At 66.8% G+C, this 18,552-nt stretch carries 17 protein-coding genes; 10 read left to right on the plus strand and 7 right to left on the minus strand.

Annotated elements, in window-relative coordinates; genetic code table 11:
• Positions 1 to 106: 106 nt before the first annotated feature.
• From gluQRS to KYN89_RS07280, 5 genes are all read left to right on the plus strand, one after another.
• Positions 107 to 943 (plus strand): tRNA glutamyl-Q(34) synthetase GluQRS, encoded by an 837-nt coding sequence (gluQRS, locus tag KYN89_RS07260; RefSeq protein WP_222824462.1) that lies wholly within the window; start codon positions 107 to 109, stop codon positions 941 to 943.
• Between the two features lie 3 nt (positions 944 to 946).
• Positions 947 to 1,177, plus strand: a complete 231-nt coding sequence (locus tag KYN89_RS07265) for a hypothetical protein (protein WP_010239848.1) — start codon at positions 947 to 949, stop codon at positions 1,175 to 1,177.
• Between the two features lie 18 nt (positions 1,178 to 1,195).
• Entirely contained in the window at positions 1,196 to 1,783 is a 588-nt protein-coding gene (locus tag KYN89_RS07270; protein ID WP_222824463.1) for a cob(I)yrinic acid a,c-diamide adenosyltransferase, read from the plus strand.
• Between the two features lie 76 nt (positions 1,784 to 1,859).
• Complete coding sequence (locus KYN89_RS07275; RefSeq protein WP_222824464.1) at positions 1,860 to 2,729, plus strand: 3-hydroxyacyl-CoA dehydrogenase NAD-binding domain-containing protein; 870 nt, start codon at positions 1,860 to 1,862, stop codon at positions 2,727 to 2,729.
• Between the two features lie 159 nt (positions 2,730 to 2,888).
• A complete protein-coding gene (locus KYN89_RS07280; protein WP_010239853.1) occupies positions 2,889 to 3,245 on the plus strand; it encodes a hypothetical protein in 357 nt (118 codons plus the stop codon).
• An 18-nt stretch (positions 3,246 to 3,263) separates the two neighbouring features.
• On the opposite strand, the gene KYN89_RS07285 is transcribed toward KYN89_RS07280, so the two are convergent.
• Both KYN89_RS07285 and mutS read right to left on the minus strand, forming a co-directional pair.
• A complete protein-coding gene (locus tag KYN89_RS07285) occupies positions 3,264 to 3,662 on the minus strand; it encodes a YidH family protein (protein ID WP_010239855.1) in 399 nt (132 codons plus the stop codon).
• Positions 3,663 to 3,710: 48 nt separating this feature from the next.
• On the minus strand, positions 3,711 to 6,308 hold the full coding sequence (gene mutS, locus KYN89_RS07290; protein ID WP_222824898.1) for a DNA mismatch repair protein MutS: 2,598 nt from the start codon (positions 6,306 to 6,308) through the stop codon (positions 3,711 to 3,713).
• 213 nt (positions 6,309 to 6,521) lie between these two features.
• On the opposite strand from mutS, the gene KYN89_RS07295 reads away from it, so the two are divergent.
• Positions 6,522 to 8,843, plus strand: coding sequence for an NADP-dependent malic enzyme (locus KYN89_RS07295; protein ID WP_248285062.1), 2,322 nt, complete (start codon positions 6,522 to 6,524; stop codon positions 8,841 to 8,843).
• Positions 8,844 to 8,847: 4 nt separating this feature from the next.
• Here KYN89_RS07295 and KYN89_RS07300 read toward each other — a convergent pair whose 3' ends face one another.
• Positions 8,848 to 9,537, minus strand: a complete 690-nt coding sequence (locus KYN89_RS07300) for an SDR family NAD(P)-dependent oxidoreductase (protein ID WP_222824465.1) — start codon at positions 9,535 to 9,537, stop codon at positions 8,848 to 8,850.
• Positions 9,538 to 9,784: 247 nt separating this feature from the next.
• Here KYN89_RS07300 and KYN89_RS07305 point away from each other — a divergent pair, with 247 nt between their 5' ends.
• A complete protein-coding gene (locus KYN89_RS07305; RefSeq protein ID WP_222824466.1) occupies positions 9,785 to 10,405 on the plus strand; it encodes an outer membrane protein in 621 nt (206 codons plus the stop codon).
• Positions 10,406 to 10,461: 56 nt separating this feature from the next.
• On the opposite strand, the gene trmB is transcribed toward KYN89_RS07305, so the two are convergent.
• Positions 10,462 to 11,175 (minus strand): tRNA (guanine(46)-N(7))-methyltransferase TrmB, encoded by a 714-nt coding sequence (gene trmB, locus KYN89_RS07310; protein ID WP_222824467.1) that lies wholly within the window; start codon positions 11,173 to 11,175, stop codon positions 10,462 to 10,464.
• 18 nt (positions 11,176 to 11,193) lie between these two features.
• Positions 11,194 to 12,990, minus strand: coding sequence for an SLC13 family permease (locus tag KYN89_RS07315; protein WP_222824468.1), 1,797 nt, complete (start codon positions 12,988 to 12,990; stop codon positions 11,194 to 11,196).
• 155 nt (positions 12,991 to 13,145) lie between these two features.
• Between KYN89_RS07315 and KYN89_RS07320 the strand changes: the two genes are divergently transcribed.
• A complete protein-coding gene (locus KYN89_RS07320) occupies positions 13,146 to 14,408 on the plus strand; it encodes a mechanosensitive ion channel family protein (RefSeq protein ID WP_222824469.1) in 1,263 nt (420 codons plus the stop codon).
• Between the two features lie 20 nt (positions 14,409 to 14,428).
• Here the strand turns inward: KYN89_RS07320 and ctrA are convergent, their stop codons facing one another.
• Complete coding sequence (gene ctrA, locus KYN89_RS07325) at positions 14,429 to 15,124, minus strand: response regulator transcription factor CtrA (protein WP_010233034.1); 696 nt, start codon at positions 15,122 to 15,124, stop codon at positions 14,429 to 14,431.
• Positions 15,125 to 15,721: 597 nt separating this feature from the next.
• Here ctrA and KYN89_RS07330 point away from each other — a divergent pair.
• Both KYN89_RS07330 and KYN89_RS07335 read left to right on the plus strand, forming a co-directional pair.
• On the plus strand, positions 15,722 to 16,414 hold the full coding sequence (locus KYN89_RS07330; RefSeq protein ID WP_248285063.1) for a chorismate mutase: 693 nt from the start codon (positions 15,722 to 15,724) through the stop codon (positions 16,412 to 16,414).
• A 13-nt stretch (positions 16,415 to 16,427) separates the two neighbouring features.
• Complete coding sequence (locus KYN89_RS07335; protein ID WP_222824471.1) at positions 16,428 to 16,964, plus strand: prephenate dehydratase; 537 nt, start codon at positions 16,428 to 16,430, stop codon at positions 16,962 to 16,964.
• A gap of 8 nt (positions 16,965 to 16,972) precedes the next feature.
• On the opposite strand, the gene rpoN is transcribed toward KYN89_RS07335, so the two are convergent.
• Positions 16,973 to 18,469: an RNA polymerase factor sigma-54 gene (gene rpoN, locus KYN89_RS07340; protein ID WP_222824472.1), complete on the minus strand. Its 1,497-nt coding sequence runs from the start codon at positions 18,467 to 18,469 to the stop codon at positions 16,973 to 16,975.
• Positions 18,470 to 18,552: the final 83 nt, after the last annotated feature.

Below are 18,552 nucleotides of genomic sequence, written 5' to 3' on the forward strand. Positions count from 1 at the left end.
CGATGAAAGGACCATTTGCTCGCAAAAGCGTCAAGCCTGTTACAAAGATGGTTTCCACAGTCCTTTTTGACGACTTGGCCGCGATGCCCGCTAAAGACGTCAAGCCATGACCGTGACCCGCTTCGCCCCCAGCCCCAACGGCCCCCTGCACTGGGGCCATGCCTACTCGGCCATCGTCGCGCACGATCTGGCGCGCGCGGCGGGTGGCCGCTTCCTGCTGAGGATCGAGGATATCGACGGGCCGCGCAACCGCCCCGAGCTGGCAGAGGAGTTCCGCAAGGATCTCGCCTGGCTGGGGCTGGAGTGGGACGAAGTGCCCGCACAGGGCACGCGGCTGGCGCGGTACGAAGAGGCGCTGGAAAAGCTCGGTTCGCTCGGCGTGCTCTATAAATGCACCTGCACCCGCGCGGAAATCGCTGCCGCTGCGAGCGAGACGGGGCCGGAGGGGCCGGTCTATCCCGGCACCTGCAAGACGCGCGAGGTGCCGCCCGATGCCCCCGCCGCGCTGCGCATGGACCTGAGCAAGGCACTGGCGCTCACCGGCCCGCTCTGCTGGCATGACGAGATCGCGGGCGAACAGACGGTCGATCCCGCCGGGCTGGGCGATCCGGTGCTGCGCCGCAAGGATCTGCCCGCGAGCTACCACCTCGCGGTGACGGTCGACGACGCGGCGGATGGGGTCACGCTGGTCACCCGCGGGCTCGACCTGTTCCACGCGACTCCGGTCCATCGCGTGCTGCAGACGCTGCTCGGCCTGCCGGTGCCGCGCTGGCATCATCACCCGCTGTTGCTCGACGCAGAGGCGCGCAAACTCGCCAAGCGCCGCGGTTCACCCGCCCTCGCGGACCATCGCGAAGCGGGCGAGGATGGGCCCGCGTGGGCAGCGCGGCTGAGGCGGGGGGAATGGCCGATTGGAATTTCGCTCGGAAAGCCCCATATATAGGATATGCAAACACTTCTCGTCATCGCCATCATCTTCCTTGCGATCATGGTCGTCGTGTCGCTGATCCGCGGCGTCGTCGCGTTCCTGAAGACCACCAAGATCGATCTGGAAAACAACACCGGCGAGACGGTGAGCGAGATGCAGCTGATGCAGAACAAGGCGATGTTCGACCGGATCAAGTATCAGGGTCTGGCGATCCTGGTGGTCGCCATCCTGCTTGCAGTGTCGCAGTAACGCGGCCATTCGGCCTGCATGGTCAAGCTCAACAAGATCTACACCCGCACCGGCGACGACGGCACGACGGGCCTCGTCGATGGCTCTCGCAGTCCCAAGCACGCCGCCCGGATCGAAGCGATCGGCGCGGTGGACGAGGCGAACAGCGCGCTCGGCCTCGCGATCTGCGCGCTGGACGCCGGGCATGACGGGGTCGCGAATCTTCGCCGGGTGCAGAACGACCTGTTCGACCTGGGCGCGGATCTCGCCACGCCCAAGGGTGCGCTCGACGGCGAAGGGTTCGAGCCGGGCGAAATGGTCCTGCGGATCGTTGGCAGGCAGGTCGACTGGATCGAGCGCGCGATCGATACGGCCAACGAAACCCTCGAACCGCTGACCAGCTTCATCCTGCCCGGCGGCAGCGAGGCGGCGGCGCGGCTGCATGTCGCGCGCGCCAGCGTGCGCAAGGCGGAACGCGCGATGACCGCGCTGGCAGAGCTGGAGCCGGTCAACCCGGCGGCGCTGCACTATATCAACCGCCTGTCGGACCTGCTGTTCGTGCTCGCCCGCGCGGCCAATGACGGGGGCAAGGCGGACATCACCTGGACGCCCGGAGCCAATCGCTAAAACTGACAGCTAGCCAGCGGGCGGCTTGATCGCTAGCCAGCCGTCCTTGCTGCAGTTGCGAAGGACGGAAAATTTCATGCAGACCATCGGTGTCATCGGTGCGGGCCAAATGGGTTCGGGCATCGCGCAGACCATCGCCCAGCACGGGCTCAAGGTATTCCTCAGCGACCGCGATCTCGCCATCGCCGAAGAATCGCTGAAGGGCATCGAGCGTTCGCTGGGCAAGCTGGTCGGCAAGGGCAAGATGGAAGTGGCGGATGCCGAAGCCACGCTCGCCCGCATCACCCCCACCGGCGATCTTGCGCCGATGGCTGAGGCCGACCTGATCATCGAGGCTGCGACCGAGAAGGAAGCGATCAAGCAGGGCATTTTCGAGAACGCGGGCAAGGTGCTGGGCGAGGGCGCGATCCTGGCCAGCAACACCAGCTCGATCCCGATCACGCGGATGGCCAACTGGTCGCCCGATGCGGGCCGCTTCATCGGCCTGCACTTCTTCAACCCGGTGCCGGTGATGGGCCTGATCGAAGTGATTCCCGGCCTCGCCACCAATCAGGACGTGACCGACCGGACGATCGAATTCGCCCACCTGCTGGGCAAGGAAGTGGTGCTGAGCCAGGACGAGCCGGGCTTCGTCGTCAACCGCATCCTGCTGCCGATGATCAACGAAGCGATCTTCGTGCTCGGCCAGTCGACCGCCAGCATCGAGGATATCGATCTGGGCTGCCGCCTAGGCCTCAATCACCCGATGGGCCCGCTGCAACTGGCGGACTTCGTGGGGCTCGACACCTGCCTCGACATCATCCGCGTGCTGCATGACACGACCGGCGACACCAAGTATCGCCCGGCACCGCTGCTGGTGAAATATGTCGAAGCCGGCTGGCTGGGCCGCAAGACGGGCCGCGGCTTTTACGACTATACGGGCGATGCGCCCGTGCCGACGCGTTAGGTTTCGGCATTCGGCGCCGGCCCGCACCCCCACCCGGCCAACCCATCGGTAGTATCCTGTGTGGGTTGGCCGGGTGGGGGTGCGGGCAGGTGCCGCGACAATGAATCCGCAAGGAACCGCTCAAACCCTCCGCCCGTTCATGAGGAAAGGAGATTCCTCATGGCCGACAACAACAAGAAAACCCTGCCTTCCGACTTCGACGGCGAGCGTCGCCAGACCGACGATCTTGCGCCCGAGAACGAGAATTCGGAGCAGGTCGGTGCCTATGACCAGGCCCAGACCGTCGCCGATCAGGCGCAGGGTGTTTCGACCTCGATCCTCAATTCCGACAGCGAGCATGCGCCCAGCGGCCTGACCGCGCCGGACGCGCAGGACGTGGTCGACCACATGAACCAGATGGAGCGCGGCAACACGGTCGACATGTCGGCCTATCGGGGCGAGCCGAATCACGACGACAATGTCGACAAGTATGGCAAGCCTGCGAAGCTCGACGGTCTGCGCGGCGACGGCACCTGATACGCGCCGGGGAGCTTTTCAGCCCTCCACCAGGATCCACAGACCGACCGTGACGACGATCGCGCCGATCGCGACCCCATATGCCATTACGCGGAAATTGGGGGTCGGGATCGGCGCGAATTCGTGGGTGCTGAGCCGCTCCAGCGTCTTGCACGCGCGCCTTTCCGCCGTGATTGCCAGCCATCCGCCACCCAGGATGAACAGGCTGGCAATCAGCTTGGGCATCCATGACGGGTCCCAGCTGCCGAACAAGGCCCGAAACCCCAGCCCGATGCCGATCGCGGCAAAGGCGGTGCGCATCCAGCCCGCGAAAGTCCGCTCCATCGCCATGATGTTGCGATCCTCAGCCAGATCCGTGCGGAATTCCGCCCACTGCGTGCTCTTGTCCGGATCTTCGGGGGGATCGTCCTGTGCCATGCGTTCAGAACCTAGCGGCCTCGCGCGCGATGGCAAATCTGCGCAAGATCAGCTTTCGCCCGCCTCGCGCTTCAACTGGTACAGCATGTCGAGCGCCTCGCGCGGGGACAGCGCATCGACGTCTAGCGCGCTCAGGGTGTCGCGCAGGCTGTCGCACTCTTGCTGCTCGGCCTGAACCGCAGCGGAGAACAGTGGCAGATCGCCGAGCCCTGCGGCGAGCCCGCCGGTTTCCTCGCGCCCCTTCTCCAGCTTGGCGAGCACTGCGCTGGCGCGGTCGACCACCTCGGGCGGCACGCCGGCCAGCTTGGCCACCGCGAGGCCGTAGCTGCGGTCGGCAGGCCCCTCGGCCACCTCATGCAGCAGCACCAGATCGCCCTGCCATTCGCGCGCACGCACGTGGTGGAGCGAGAGCGCGTCGCAGCTTTCCGCAAGTCGGGCGAGCTCGTGGTAATGGGTCGCGAACAGGCAGCGGCAGCGATTGTTCTCGTGGATCGCCTCGGCCACGGCCCAAGCGAGCGCGAGCCCGTCATAGGTCGAGGTGCCGCGCCCGATCTCGTCGAGGATCACGAAGCTGCGTTCGCTCGCGCGGGCGAGAATCGCGGCGGTCTCGACCATCTCGACCATGAAGGTGGAGCGTCCGCGCGCGAGATTGTCGCTCGCGCCGACGCGGCTGAACAGGCGGTCGACCAGCCCGATCCGCGCGGATGTCGCGGGCACATAGCTGCCTGCCTGTGCCAGCAGCACGATCAGCGCATTGGCACGCAGGAAGGTCGATTTACCGCCCATGTTCGGCCCGCCGATCAGCCACAGGCGGTCCGTCTCTGCGAGCCCGCAATCATTGGGCACGAAGCGCTCGCCCGCCTTGGCCAGCGCCGCCTCGACCACCGGATGCCGCCCGGCGACGATCTCGAGGCAGGGCGCATCGTCGATCTGCGGCGCGCACCAGCCCCCTTCCGCCGCGCGTTCGGCCAAGCCTGCGGCGACATCGATCCGCGCCAGTGCATCGGCGGTCTGCGCGATTCGCTCGCGTGCCGTGACCACGGTTTCGACCAGCGCTTCGAAATGGGCTTCTTCGGCCGCGAGCGCATGCCCGCCCGCCTCGGCGATCCGGCTCGCTTCCTCGTGCAGGTGGACCGAGTTGAAGCGGACCGCGTTGGCCATCGTCTGGCGGTGGGTGAAGCCGCTGTCCGGTCCCATCAGCGCATCGCCGTGGCGCGCGGGCACTTCGATGAAATAGCCCAGCACGCCATTATGCTTGATCTTGAGCGCGGAGATCCCCGTCTCGCTGCGATAGCGGGCCTCCATCGCAGCGATCGCCCGGCGCGCATTACCGCTGGTCTCGCGCAGCGCGTCGAGCGCGGCGTCGTATCCGGCGGCGATATATCCGCCGCTGCCGCGCTCGGTCGGCGGGGAGGGGACCAGCGCGCGCGACAGCTCGTCCACCAGCGCGCCGTGGCCGGTCAGCTGCGGGAGCAGTTCGTCGAGCAGCGGGGGCCGATCGGGCAGCCGGGTCAGCGCATCGTTGAGCCTGCGGGCCTGCGCCAGCCCGTCACGCACCTGCCCCAGATCGCGCGGGCTGCCTCGGTCGGCGACCAGCCGCGCTAGCGCGCGGGCGATGTCGGGGATCGCGCGCAGCGCCTCGCGCGTGTCGCCGCGCAGGATCGGGTCCTCGTGGAACAGGCGCACGAGCGCGAGTCGCGCCTCGATCGCGATCCGGCGGGCGAGCGGGGCGGAGAGGTCTTCGGCGAGCAGGCGCGCGCCCGCGCTGGTCACGCAGCGGTCCACCGTGCCCAGCAGGCTGCCCGCGCGCTCGCCGTTCTGGGTCGCGGTGATCTCCAGACTGGTCCGGCTCGCCTCGTCGATCGCCATCACCGTGCCGGTTTCGTTGACCGTCGGCGGCAGCAGGAAGGGCATGGACCCGCGCCCGGCATGGTCGAGATAGGCGAGCAGGCCTCCCGCCGCGGCGAGCATCGCACGCGAGAACGTGCCGAACGCGTCGAGCGTGGCGACCCCGTGCAGCTCTTCCAGCCGCTTGCGCCCGCGCTCGCTTGCGAAGTCGCCGGGTGGGCGCGCGATGGCCTCGTAAGGCGCATCGGGCCAGTCCTCCGGCGCAACGATCTCGCGCGCGCCGAGGCGGGAAAGCGCGGCGGCCACCCCGTCGGCCTCGCACTCCTCCAGCTCCATCCGCCCGGTCGAGATGTCGCACGCCGCGATTCCCACGCGCCCGCGCAGCTCGCACAGCGCCGCGAGCCGGTTCGCGCGGCGCGGCTCGAGCAGCGTATCCTCGGTCAGCGTGCCCGCCGTGACGAAACGGATGATCTGTCTCGCGACCAGCACCTTGGACGAAGGCTTGCCCTCGGCCTTGGCGCGTGCGCGGGCTTCGTCGGGCGTCTCCACCTGCTCGGCAATCGCGACCCGGTGCCCGGCGCGGATCAGGCGGGCGAGATAGCCGTCGGCGGAATGGACCGGCACGCCGCACATCGGCACCGCCTCCCCGCCGCTTTCGCCCCGGCTGGTCAGCGCGATGTCGAGCACGCCGGCCGCGATCTTCGCATCGTCGAAGAACAGTTCGAAGAAATCGCCCATGCGGTAGAACAGCAGGCACTCGCCCGCCTCGCGCTTGAGCGCGTGGTACTGTTCCATCATCGGAGTGGGTTTGCCGGCTGCCATCGGATCGTGGCCTACCGCGTCCGCGCCGCGCGGTCATCGCCCCGATGCTTGGTCTTGGGGAAAAATCGGGCTGTCGCGTTTCGTTCGTCCGGTCGCACGCCATTCGAATGCAAACACCGGCTTTGGCCCTATGCCTTTACGGCTTGCGAGGTTAGGGCGGGGCCGAACACGCATTGCACGAGGGCGGATATGGCTGACGAAAAGAGCACCGGCGACAACGGGGCACCCAACACCGAACCCGGCGCTGCGCCCGCCGCCGGGCCCAACGCCGATTTCGAAACGCGCGAGGCGCTGCTCTATCATGAGAGCGGACGGCCCGGTAAGATCGAGATCATCGCGTCCAAGCCGATGGCGACCCAGCGCGACCTGAGCCTCGCTTATTCCCCCGGCGTCGCGGTGCCCGTGCAGGCGATCGCCGATGATCCGGCGAATGCTGCAAAGTACACCGCGCGCTCCAACCTCGTCGCGGTGATTACCAACGGCACCGCGATCCTGGGCATGGGCAATCTCGGCGCGCTCGCGGCCAAGCCGGTGATGGAAGGCAAGTCGGTGCTGTTCAAGCGCTTCGCCGATGTCGATTCGATCGATCTGGAGCTCGACACCGAAGACCCGGACAAGTTCATCGAAGCGGTCGCGCTGATGGAGCCGACCTTCGGCGGGATCAATCTGGAAGACATCGCCGCGCCCGAATGCTTCATCATCGAGCAGGCTCTGCGCGAGCGGATGAACATCCCGATCATGCATGACGACCAGCACGGCACCGCGATCATCGCGGCGGCGGGGCTGATCAATGCCTGCCACCTGACCGGGCGCAAGTTCAAGGACTGCCGGATGGTGGTCAATGGTGCAGGGGCCTCCGCGCTCGCCTGCACCGCGCTGATCAAGGCGATGGGCGTGCCGCACGAAAACGTGATCGTGTGCGACCGCTCCGGCCCGATCACGCCGGGCCGCGCGGATGTCGATCAGTGGAAGAGCGCGCATGCCGTGCCGACCGAGGCGACCAGTCTGGAAGAGGCGCTGGAGGGGGCGGACATCTTCCTCGGCCTGTCGGCCGCCGGTGCGCTCAAACCCGAATGGGTGAAGAAGATGGCCGACCAGCCGATCATCTTCGCGATGGCCAATCCGGTGCCCGAGATCATGCCCGAAGACGCCAAGGCGGTGCGCCCCGACGCGATCATCGCGACCGGGCGTTCGGACTACCCGAACCAGGTCAACAACGTGCTCGGCTTCCCGTTCATCTTCCGCGGCGCGCTCGACGTGCGGGCGACCGCGATCAATGAAGAGATGAAGATCGCCGCCGCCGAAGCGATCGCCGCGCTGGCGCGCGAGCGCGTGCCGGAGGAAGTCGCGGCGGCCTATGGCAAGAGCCACAAGTTCGGCACCGACTACATCATCCCCGCCCCGTTCGACCCGCGCCTGATGGAAGTCGTGTCGTCCGCAGTGGCCGAAGCGGCGATGAAGTCGGGCGTGGCGCAGGCCCATATCGAGGATCTGGAGGCGTACCGCTTGGCGCTCAAGTCGCGCCTCAACCCGACGACCTCGGTGCTGACGCAGGTGTACGAGGAGGCGAAGGCCAATCCCAAGCGGGTGGTGTTTGCCGAAGCGGAAGAGGACGTCGCGCTGCGCGCCGCGATCCAGTTCCGCGATTTCGGCTACGGCACCCCGGTGCTGGTCGGGCGGACCAAGGCGGTCGCGGACAAGATGCACATGCTCGGCGTCTCCGACCCCGGCAGTTTCGAGATCCAGAACTCGGCGGACAGCGAGCATGTGCCCGAAATGGTCGAGTTCCTGTACAAGCGGCTCCAGCGGCGCGGCTATACCGAGCGTGACGTGCGCCGGATGGTCAACCAGGACCGCAACGTCTTCGCCTCGCTGCTGGTCGCGCTGGGTCACGGCGACGCGCTGATTTCCGGCCTGACCCGCACCTATGCGCAGACCGCGCGCGAGATCGGCCGGGTGCTCGACCCCAAGCCGGGCGGGTTGTCCTTCGGCATCCACATGATGATCGGGAAGAACCACACCACCTTCCTCGCCGACACCACGATCAACGAGCGGCCCAGTTCGGAAGACCTCGCGCACATCGCGTGCGAGACCGCAGCGGTCGCCCGGCGCATGGGTCACGAGCCGCGCGTCGCCTTCCTCTCCTACTCCACCTTCGGCAATCCGTCGGGCAAGTGGCTGGAGAACATCCGCAACGCGGTCCACATCCTGGACGAGATGCAGCCCGGCTTCGAATACGAAGGCGAAATGGCCCCCGACGCCGCGCTGAACGAGAAGGTGATGAAGCTCTATCCCTTCAGCCGCCTGTCGGGCCCGGCCAACGTGCTGATCATGCCCGGCCTGCAATCGGCCAACCTTTCGGCCAAGCTGCTGCGCGAACTGGGCGGCGACGCGACGGTCGGCCCGATCCTGGTCGGCATGGAAAAGCCGGTCCAGATCGTCCCCGTCACCGCCAACGTGCCCGACGTGCTGACGCTGGCAGTGCTGGCGGCGGCGGGGATCGTGGAATAGCGCGTTAGAAGGCTATCGCTTCGCCGGTGTAGTCGACGAAGCGGTAGCCGCCGCCGCCCGCTTTCTCGACCACATCGGCAAGGCCGGTGCAGCTCTCCTCGACCGTGATCGAGGCATTCGGCCCGCCCATGTCGGTCTGCACCCAGCCGGGGTGGAGCGAGAGGACTTCGACGTTGCGCTCCTTAGCCTGCTGCTCCGAAATGCCCTTGGCGAGCATGTTGAGCCCCACCTTGCTGACGCGGTAGAATTCGTACCCGCCCGAGCTGTCTGCGATCGAACCCATCAGGGAGGACATGAAGGCCAGGGTGCCGCCGTCCTTGAGCAGCGGGAGCAGCGCCTTGCCGACCCGCGCCGGGCCATAGGCGTTGGTCTGCATCACATGGGCGATCTCTTCGTCGGTCGCCTGTTCGGCGGACTGGTGCTTTGCGCCGGTGATCCCCGCATTGACGATGATCGCGTTGAGCGATCCTTCGCCCAGCTTGCTCGCCAGCCCCTGGTAGGTGTCGGGCTTGGTCACATCGACGGTGACGATTTCCACGGCGTTTTCGTGGCTCTGCGCCGCATCGCGCAGGCCATCGCTGGGCGTGCGTTCGCTCGCCACGACGTGCCAGCCGCGGCTGGCAAATTCGCGGGTCAGGCCCAGCCCGATGCCGCGCGATGCGCCGATGATGAGAATTTTCTTGCTGTCGCTCATGCCGATCCTTTCGGTTCTGAATGCAATGCGGGTGCCCGGATTGTGGGACGCCCGCGAGAATGTCGGTCTGCCCCGATCCGATGGCGACCTGATGGGCCGCTCTTGTGGGGAGTAGCAGAAAAGCGCACGAACGAAGGGGCTTGTTCCGGGCACAGCCGATCGGCGCCGCTGGCATTGGTTAACCACCCGTCAACCATCTTCGTTCACACCCGCGTGCAATCGAGATTTCCATGCGAAAGGGACGCAGATGAACAGCACCACTGCAAAGATTGGCACAGCGATGGTCGGCATCGCCGCCGCGCTGGCCGCGACCCCGGCACTGGCGCAGGACGGCAATTCGGCGCCCAGCGGTCTCTATGTCCAGGCGATTGCCGGCTACGAGGGCGTCGAGGTCGAATCGAGCGGCAACACCGTCACCGCAGATGCCGATTCGGTCGTCTATGGTATCGCGGCCGGCTACGATCTCTCGCTCGGCGGCGTGTTCGTCGGGGTCGAGGGTGAATATTCGGCCAGCGGCAGCTCGACCGAATTTCCCGACAGCTTTGCCGGCGCGCGCGACGGGCTGGAATCGGATGGCCAGTACTATCTCGGCGCCCGCGCGGGCGTTCCGATTACCGGGGCGATTTCGGCCTATGGCAAGGTCGGGTACACCGCGCTCGACACGCGTTCGTTCACTACCGCAGGTTCCTTCGCCGATGTCGAGGATAACGCCACCGGCTTCCGCTTCGGCGGCGGCGTGCAGCTCGATCTGCCCGGGCCGCTCGAGGCGCGGATGGAATATCGCCGGTCGCGCTATGGCGATGTCGGCGGCGATGTCGGCGATGTCACCACCAACCAGGTGGTCGCGGGTGTCGGCCTGCGCTTCTGACGCGTCGTCCTTCAGCGGTTACGAAAAGGCCGTCCGGGCGACCGGGCGGCCTTTTGCTATTTGCGGCGGTAGCGGAAGTACCACACCTCGTGGCCCATCTGCTCGCGCGCCTTCTTCTCGTAGCGCGTCTGGCACCAGCCCGACGGGCGCTGCTGGAAGCTGGCGGGGCCATCGACGACCCATTCGAACGGGCCGGTTTGCGGATCGGTGAAGCGCCGCATCACCATCAGCGCGTGGCGCAGATAGACCGGGTGATCGGTGCCGAAGCGGAATTCGCCGCCGGGTTTGAGCTTGTCCGCGATCATCCGCACCGGCCCGTCGTTCATCATCCGCCGCTTGGCATGGCGCGCCTTGGGCCAGGGATCGGGGTGGAGCAGGTAGACCATGGTCAGCGCGCCGTCGGGTACGCGGGAGAGCACCTCCAGCGCGTCGCCCGCGTGTAGGCGGATATTGGGGAGCCGCTGTTCCTCCACATGGGTCAGCGCCTGCGCGACCCCGTTGAGGAAGGGCTCGGCCCCGATGAAGCCGTGATTAGGCAGCAGGTCGGCGCGGTAGGCAAGATGCTCACCCCCGCCGAAGCCGATTTCGAAATGCAGCGGACAATCTTCGCCGAACAGGCGCTCTGCCGTCACCGGGCCTTCGTCGGGCACGGAGATTTTCGGCAGCAGATCGTCGACGAGCGCCTGCTGGCGCGCGCGCAGCGGCTTGCCGACGCTGCGGCCGTAGAGTCGGCTGAGGGTGGTGGGATCGCCGTCCTTGTATGCGGTCATGCGGGTGCGGCTAGCGCCTCAGCCGAAGTAAATCCAGATCGCGAAGGATACCGCCAGCCCGACCACGATATTCATCGGCAGGCCGATCTTCACGAAGTCGGAGAATCGGTAGTTGGCCGCGCCATAGACCAGCGTGTTGGTCTGGTAGCCGATCGGGGTCGCGAAGCTGGCGCTGGCGCCGAACATCACCGCCACGATCAGCGGCCGCGCGTCGAGCCCCGCGGCATCGGCGAGCCCGATCGCGAGCGGGGTCATGATCACCGCGATCGCGTTGTTGGTGATCACCTCGGTCAGCGTGCTGGTGACGCCATAGACCAGCAGGATCAGCACCAGCAGCGAACTCGCGCCGAGCAGCGGCTGGAGCGTGTCGACGATCAGCTTGACGGTGCCTGCATTGTCGAGCCCGGTGCCGAAGGCGAGCATCCCGAAGATCAGCACCAGCGTGCTGCCGTCGAGGCTGGCCCAGGCATCGCTCGGCTCGATGCAGCGGGTCGCCAGCACCAGTGCGACACCGCCCACCGCCAGCGCCTCGATCGGCAGGCCGAACACCGCCGCGCCCACCACCACTGCGGCCAGTGTGGCAATTGCGATCGGGGCCTTGGTCCGCCGGAAGGACTGCGCCGTGGTGAGGCCGACATTGGTCAGTTGGACATTGCCCTGCAGCGCCTGCGCCGCGTCCGGCCCCGCTGCGATCAGCAGCCGGTCGCCCGCGCGCACCCGCGTCTCGCCCAGCGACGGCCCGGGCAGGTGGTGCGGGCGCGCGATGCCGAGCACGCGGACCCTCAGGCGTGAGAGCAGCGGAATTTCCTTCAGCCGCTGGCCGACCACGGGGTGGGTGGCGGAAACCACCGCCTCGATCACCTTCAGGTCCGCCGGGCGCTTGTCGCGCGCGGTTTCGACCCCGCCGCCAAGGCCAACGAGGCCGGTGCGGAAATCGGGTGCCTCGGCGAGCGAGGTGATCTCCTCCGGGCTGGCGCTGACGATCAGCTGGTCGTCGGCGGCCAGTTCGAACGTGCCCAGATCCCGCCGGTAGAGGTCGGTGCCGCGCTGAATCGCGACCACGCGCACGCCGGGACGCCTGCCGATATTGCTCTCCGCCAGAGTGCGGCCGACATATTTGCTGCTCGCCATCAGTGTCAGGTGGGTGAGGTAGATGTCGCTCTCTCGCGTCTCGTCGCCCATGCGCGGGCCGCGGTTGGGCAGCAGGAGCGGGCCCAGCACCAGCAACACCGCGACCCCGGCGATCATCCCGACGACACCGACTGCGGTAATCTCGAAAATGCCGAAAGGCGCCTGCCCGGCCTGCTGCGCCACGCCATCGACCAGCAGGTTGGTCGATGTGCCGATCAGCGTCATCGTACCGCCGAGGATGCACAGGTAGGACAGCGGGATCAGCAGCCGGGTCGCGCCCGTCTTCAGCACCTGCGCCAGCTTCTTGACCACCGGGATCATCACGATGACGACCGGCGTGTTGTTCATGAAGGCCGAGGCGGCGATCGTGCCCAGGCCGATCTCGGCTGTCGCCAGCCGCGGGCTCTGTGTAGTCCTGCGGATGACCCAGCCGGAGACTTCCTCCAGCGCGCCCGTCCGCAGCAGCGCGCCGGTCAGGATGAACATCGCGGCGATGGTGATCGGCGCCGAGTTGGCGAAGGTCGCCAGCATTTCCTTGGGCGGAAGATAGCCGAGCGCGAGCATCACCGCGCCCGAGACCACTGCGATCACCACCGGTGGCCGCCGCTCCATCAGGAATGCGATGAAGGTGAGGACCAGCACCACCAGCCCGATCTGGGCCGAATAGTCAGACAGAAACGACATAGGGCCCTGCGAAAGGTTGTGTAGCGCCAAGCAAATGCGCAGACGCGACAGGGGTTTCCAAGCGAAATCGGCTGGCTGCGCGCAAAGCATTTCTTGTCCCCGCCCGATGGACGGGGGTGACGCAGCGGGGCGGTTCGCGTTAGGCGACGTGCACGATGCGCGAAATGTTCACCTATCTCGAAGGGCAGCCCCCGCTGGTCGAGGCACTGGGCGGGGTGGCGCTGCTGCTGGGGATCGCCTTCCTCGTCAATCTGGTGCTCAAGAAGGTGGTGCTGCGGCTGGCCGCGCCCTTCCTCGACAAGCGGACCAGGACGCCGGACAAGGCGGTCGGCTGGCTGGTCACCACGATCCCGCTGCTGATCATCTCGCGCGGGATCGTGTTCGTCCGCCACCTGCCTGAAGAGCTGGAGGCGGTGGTCTCCAACGTCGCCAACGCGACCATCGTGCTGGTGGTCGCGCTCGCGATCACGACCGGGCTCACTTACGTCAACGAGCTGTACAAGCGCCGCCCGGAGGCGCGCAATCGCCCGATCAAGGGCTTCCTCCAGGTGGTGAAGATCCTGGTCTTCGCGGCCGCCGCAATCCTCGGCGTGGCGGCGCTGATCGAGCAGTCGCCGCTGCTGCTATTGTCGGGCCTCGGGGCGATGGCCGCGGTGCTGCTGCTGGTGTTCAAGGACACGATCCTCAGCCTGGTCGCCTCGGTCCAGCTGTCCGCGCAGGACATGCTGCGGGTAGGCGACTGGATCGAGATGCCGCAGCAGAACGCGGATGGCGATGTAATCGATATCGCGCTGCACACGGTGAAGGTGCAGAACTTCGACAAGACGATCACCACCATCCCGACCTACAAGCTGATCAACGAATCCTACCGCAACTGGCGCGGGATGGCCGAATCGGGCGGGCGGCGGATCAAGCGCGCGATCCATCTCGATCAGAACACCTTGCGTTTCCTGACCGAACAGGAACTGGCCGATCTGCGCCGCTTCCGCCTGCTGCGCGACTATCTGGACCGCAAGGAACAGGAATTGCGCGACTGGAACGCGCGCGAAATGGCGGGGGAGGATAATCCGGTAAACGCGCGGCGGATCACCAATATCGGCACTTTTCGCGCCTATCTGCTCGCCTACCTGCGCACCCATCCGCGGATCAATCACGAGATGACGACGCTGGTGCGCCAGCTGGAGCCGACGCCCACGGGCCTGCCGCTGGAGATTTATACCTTCGCCGCGACGACCGACTGGTCGGAATACGAGGCCATCCAGTCGGACATTTTCGACCACCTGCTGGCGATCCTGCCCGAGTTCGGCCTGCGCGTGTTCCAGGAGCCGAGCGGGGTCGACTTCGCCCGCCTCTCCAGCCCGCGCACGCTAAAGGAATGGGAGCGCCGTGAAACCACGACGCCCCCATCAATGTCCTGACAATCTAGCGATGCCGCAGCTTACGCGGCTTCGGCCTCTTCGTTGGGATCGCGCAGCACGTAGCCGCGGCCCCATACGGTCTCGATGTAGTTCTCGCCGTCGCACGCATGGCTGAGCTTCTTGCGCAGCTTGCAGATGAACACGTCGATGATCTTGAGTTCGGGCTCGTCCATCCCGCCATACAGGTGGTTGAGGAACATTTCCTTGGTCAGCGTGGTGCCCTTGCGCAGGCTGAGCAGCTCCAGCATCGCGTATTCCTTGCCGGTCAGGTGGACCCGCGCGCTGTCGACTTCCACGGTCTTCGCGTCGAGGTTCACCGCCAGCTTGCCGGTGCGGATGACCGACTGGCTGTGGCCCTTGGAACGGCGGACCACGGCGTGGATCCGGGCGACCAGTTCTTCGCGATGGAACGGCTTGGTCACGTAATCGTCGGCCCCGAAGCCGAAGGAGCGGACCTTGCTGTCCATTTCGGAAATGCCCGAGAGGATCAGAACCGGCGTCTGCACCTTGGCGACGCGCAGCTTCTTGAGCACGTCGTACCCGTGCATGTCCGGCAGGTTCAGGTCGAGCAGGATGATGTCGTAATCATACAACTTGCCCAGATCGAGGCCTTCCTCGCCCAGATCGGTGCTGTAGACATTGAACCCCTCGGTCGTGAGCATCAGCTCGATCGCCTTCGCCGTGCTCGGCTCGTCCTCGATCAGCAATACGCGCATTGGGTCGCCCCCTTTGGCCCGATGAATGTGCTGCAACGCCCCCCGCAGAAGGTGTTGCGCTTATTAACCACATAAGGTCTGAACGGAAAAGGTTAACATCGTGTAAAGCGTGAAAAACCGGCGAGTCGCACGATGAAACGGCAGAATTGCGAGTCGGGTGGATCGGGCCCGGCGTGAGTCACCCGAATGCCACAGCGCCGGGCCTGTGCGATATACGAGGTTGCAGTGCGGCAAAGCTTGCGTTATTTCGTTACGCACAAGGCGTGGGAGGCAGCGCTTTGATTTCAATCCTTGCCTCGGGAGCAATTTGGTCATGACCAAGCATCGGGATCTCGCAATCCCCGCTTCGGCCCCGACACAGCTTTCCGCGCCGCCATTCGTGTATCTGGCTGGCGCGCGTTTCTCCTATTACGGCTATTATTTCGGTTCGTTTAGCGGCCGGTACGCCTGAGCGGCGTATCGGGATCCGCGCGAGGCCCTGCGCGAAAAGCGGCCACCATCGAGACAAACGAACGATAACCACCCGCGCCGACCCATTGCGTCGCGCGCCGGTGACGAACCGAAAGCGAATTCACCATGCCGAACCCTGCCGCAAACATGCGAACCATCGATACCCTGCGTGAAGAGATCGACGCGCTTGACGAGGAACTGCTGGCGCTGATCGAGAAGCGGCTCGACCTTGCCGCCTCCATCGCCAGCGCGAAATCCGCCGACCAGGACGAGGACGAACTGCTGCTGCGCCCGGCGCGCGAGGCAAGCGTCATTGCCCGGCTCGACGCGATGACCCGCCGCATTCCGCAGGTCAGCCTCGCCGCGATCTGGCGCGAGCTGATGGCGATCAACCTGCAGGCCCAGCGCCCGATCGAGATCGCACTGCATGCCACCGGCCATCCCGAACGCATGCAGCTGATGGCGCGGGCGCGCTTCGGCACGATCATCCCGGTGCGCAAGAGCGCCTCTCCGCAAGCGGCGCTGGAGCGCGCGCGGACCGGAAAGGCGATCGCGATGATCGAGATCGGCGAGGGCGACTGGTGGACCGCGCTGGCCGACGACCCCGAGCTGGTCATCATCGACGGGCTGCTGGGCGAAGGCGGTCGGGGCTCCGCACTGGCGGTCGGCCGCCTGTCGCGCGACCGGCTGTGCGAGGATCGCAGCTACGCCGTGCTCGAACAGAGCGAGCTCGCCACCCGGCTGGGCCGGGGCGAGGCGGTGTGCCCCATTGCGGTTTCGGGCGAGATGCACCTGTGCGCGATCGAGCGGGTTGCCCCGCTTGCCCGTCGCGCCGCCTGATCCGGACACCGACATGCGTATTGCTTATGGCGGGCACCCCGGTGCCTTCGGCGAACTTGCGTGCCTGGGGCGTTTCCCCGATGCCGAGCCGGTCGGTTACAGCGATTTCCGCGCCGCGTGCGACGCGCTGGTTGCGGGCACCTGCGACAGGGCACTGGTCCCGTTTGAGAACTCGATTGCGGGCGCCGTGCCGGGGGTGGAGCAGTTGCTTGCCTCACTCCCCGTCACCCGCCTCGACGTGCATCCCCAGCCGGTTGTGTTCCACTGCCTCGCAGTGCCTGGCACCCGGCTGGAGGAGGTCGAGGTCGTCTCCAGCCATCCGATGGCGCTCGCCGAATGCACGCGCTTCCTTGCGCAGATCGACGCGCGCACCCAGGAAGCGGGCGACACCGCCGGGGCCGCGTGTGCGGTGGCGGAAGCGCGGCAGTTCACCCGCGCAGCGCTCGCCTCGACCCGCGCGGCGGAGCTGTACAATCTCGATGTGCTGGCAGCGGACGTGCAGGACAGCGCCGACAACGTCACCTATTTCGCAGTGTTGCGGCGGGACTGAGGCCGGGCTCAGCCGATCGCGGCGATCTTCTTCGCCCGGCGCCGCTCCACGCTGGAGCCGATCCCCATCGCCTCGCGATATTTGGCGACCGTGCGCCGCGCGATGTCGAACCCTTCGGCCTTGAGCAGGGTCACCAGCTTGTCGTCCGATAGGATCGCCTTGGCATCCTCGGCGTCGGTCAGCGCCTTGATCCGCGCCTTGACCGCCGCCGCGCTCGCGCCTTCGCCGTCCTCGCCGCCGCCCACGCCGCTGGTGAAGAAGTATTTGAGGTCGAAGGTGCCGCGCGGGCAATGGAGGAACTTGTTGCTGGTGACGCGGCTGACCGTGCTTTCGTGCATCTCGATCTTCTCGGCGATCTGCCTCAGCGTCAGCGGGCGCAGGTGGCTGACGCCGTGGCGGAAGAAGCCCTCCTGCTGGGTGACGATCTCGCTCGCCACGGCCAGGATGGTCTTCTGCCGCTGGTCGAGCGCGCGGATCAGCCAGCGGGCATCCTCCAGCCGGTCCTTCAGCCACGCGCGGCTGGAGCGGTCGCGGCAGCCGTCGCGCAGCTCCACCAGATAGGGGCGGTTGACCACCAGCCGCGGCAGGGTCGCCTCGTTCAGCGCGATCCGCCAGCCGCCGTCATGCGCCGGCGCGATCAGGATGTCGGGCACCACCGGGCTGCCCCCCTGTTCGCCGAAGGTCAGCCCGGGGCGCGGATCATAGCCGCGCAGTTCGGCGAGCATCTCGGCAAATTCCTCGGCATCGACCTCGCACAGCTTTTGCAGCCGGGCGACATCGCCGCGCGCGACCAGCTCCAGGTTGTCGATCAGCCGCGCCATGCACGGGTCGTAACGGTCCGCCTCGCGCGCCTGGATCGCAAGGCATTCGGCAAGGTCGCGCGCGCCCACGCCAGCGGGATCGAGCGATTGCAGCAGGGCCAGGCCGCACTCTGCCTCCGCCAGTGTCACGCCCAGCGCATCGGCCACTTCGCGCAGCGTCTCGGTGAGGTAGCCCGCTTCGTCGAGCCGCTCGATCAGCGCGCGGGCGATGAAAATCTCCTGATCGTCACGCCCTGCGGCGCCGACCTGCGCGTGCAGATATTCCGATAGAGAGAGCGCGGTGCCGCCGTGGCTGTCGATCGCGAAACCGTCATCCTCGCCGCCGAAGCCCTCCGCTGCGCCCCAGCTGCCATCGCCCGTGTCGCGGTCGATCTCCATCTCGGCGGCGGAAAGGTCGGTCGGCGCGTCGCTCTCGGCGGCGCCCTCCGCGATCAGCGCATCCGCCTCGCGTTCCTCGCGCGGGGTTTCGGACGTGTCGCCACTGCCATCCTCGTCACGCTCGCCGGCATCGGCGCGCGCGGGGATTTCGCCCATTTCGAGCAGCGGATTGGCTTCCAGCGCATCGCCGATGAAGGCCTCGATCTCGAGATTGGACAGCGTCAGCAGCTTGATCGCCTGCTGCAGCTGCGGCGTCATCACCAGCGATTGCGACTGGCGCAGGTCGAGGCGCGGAGCGAGTGACATCAGGTTTGGCGGCCATCCGGGTTCGGCTTGCGCCGACCCCTGCGCCCCGCACCAGCCCGCACCCCCGCCCGGCCACCCACGAG

The sequence above is a fragment of the Alteriqipengyuania abyssalis genome, from assembly GCF_019857185.1.
Lineage (GTDB): Bacteria > Pseudomonadota > Alphaproteobacteria > Sphingomonadales > Sphingomonadaceae > Alteriqipengyuania > Alteriqipengyuania abyssalis.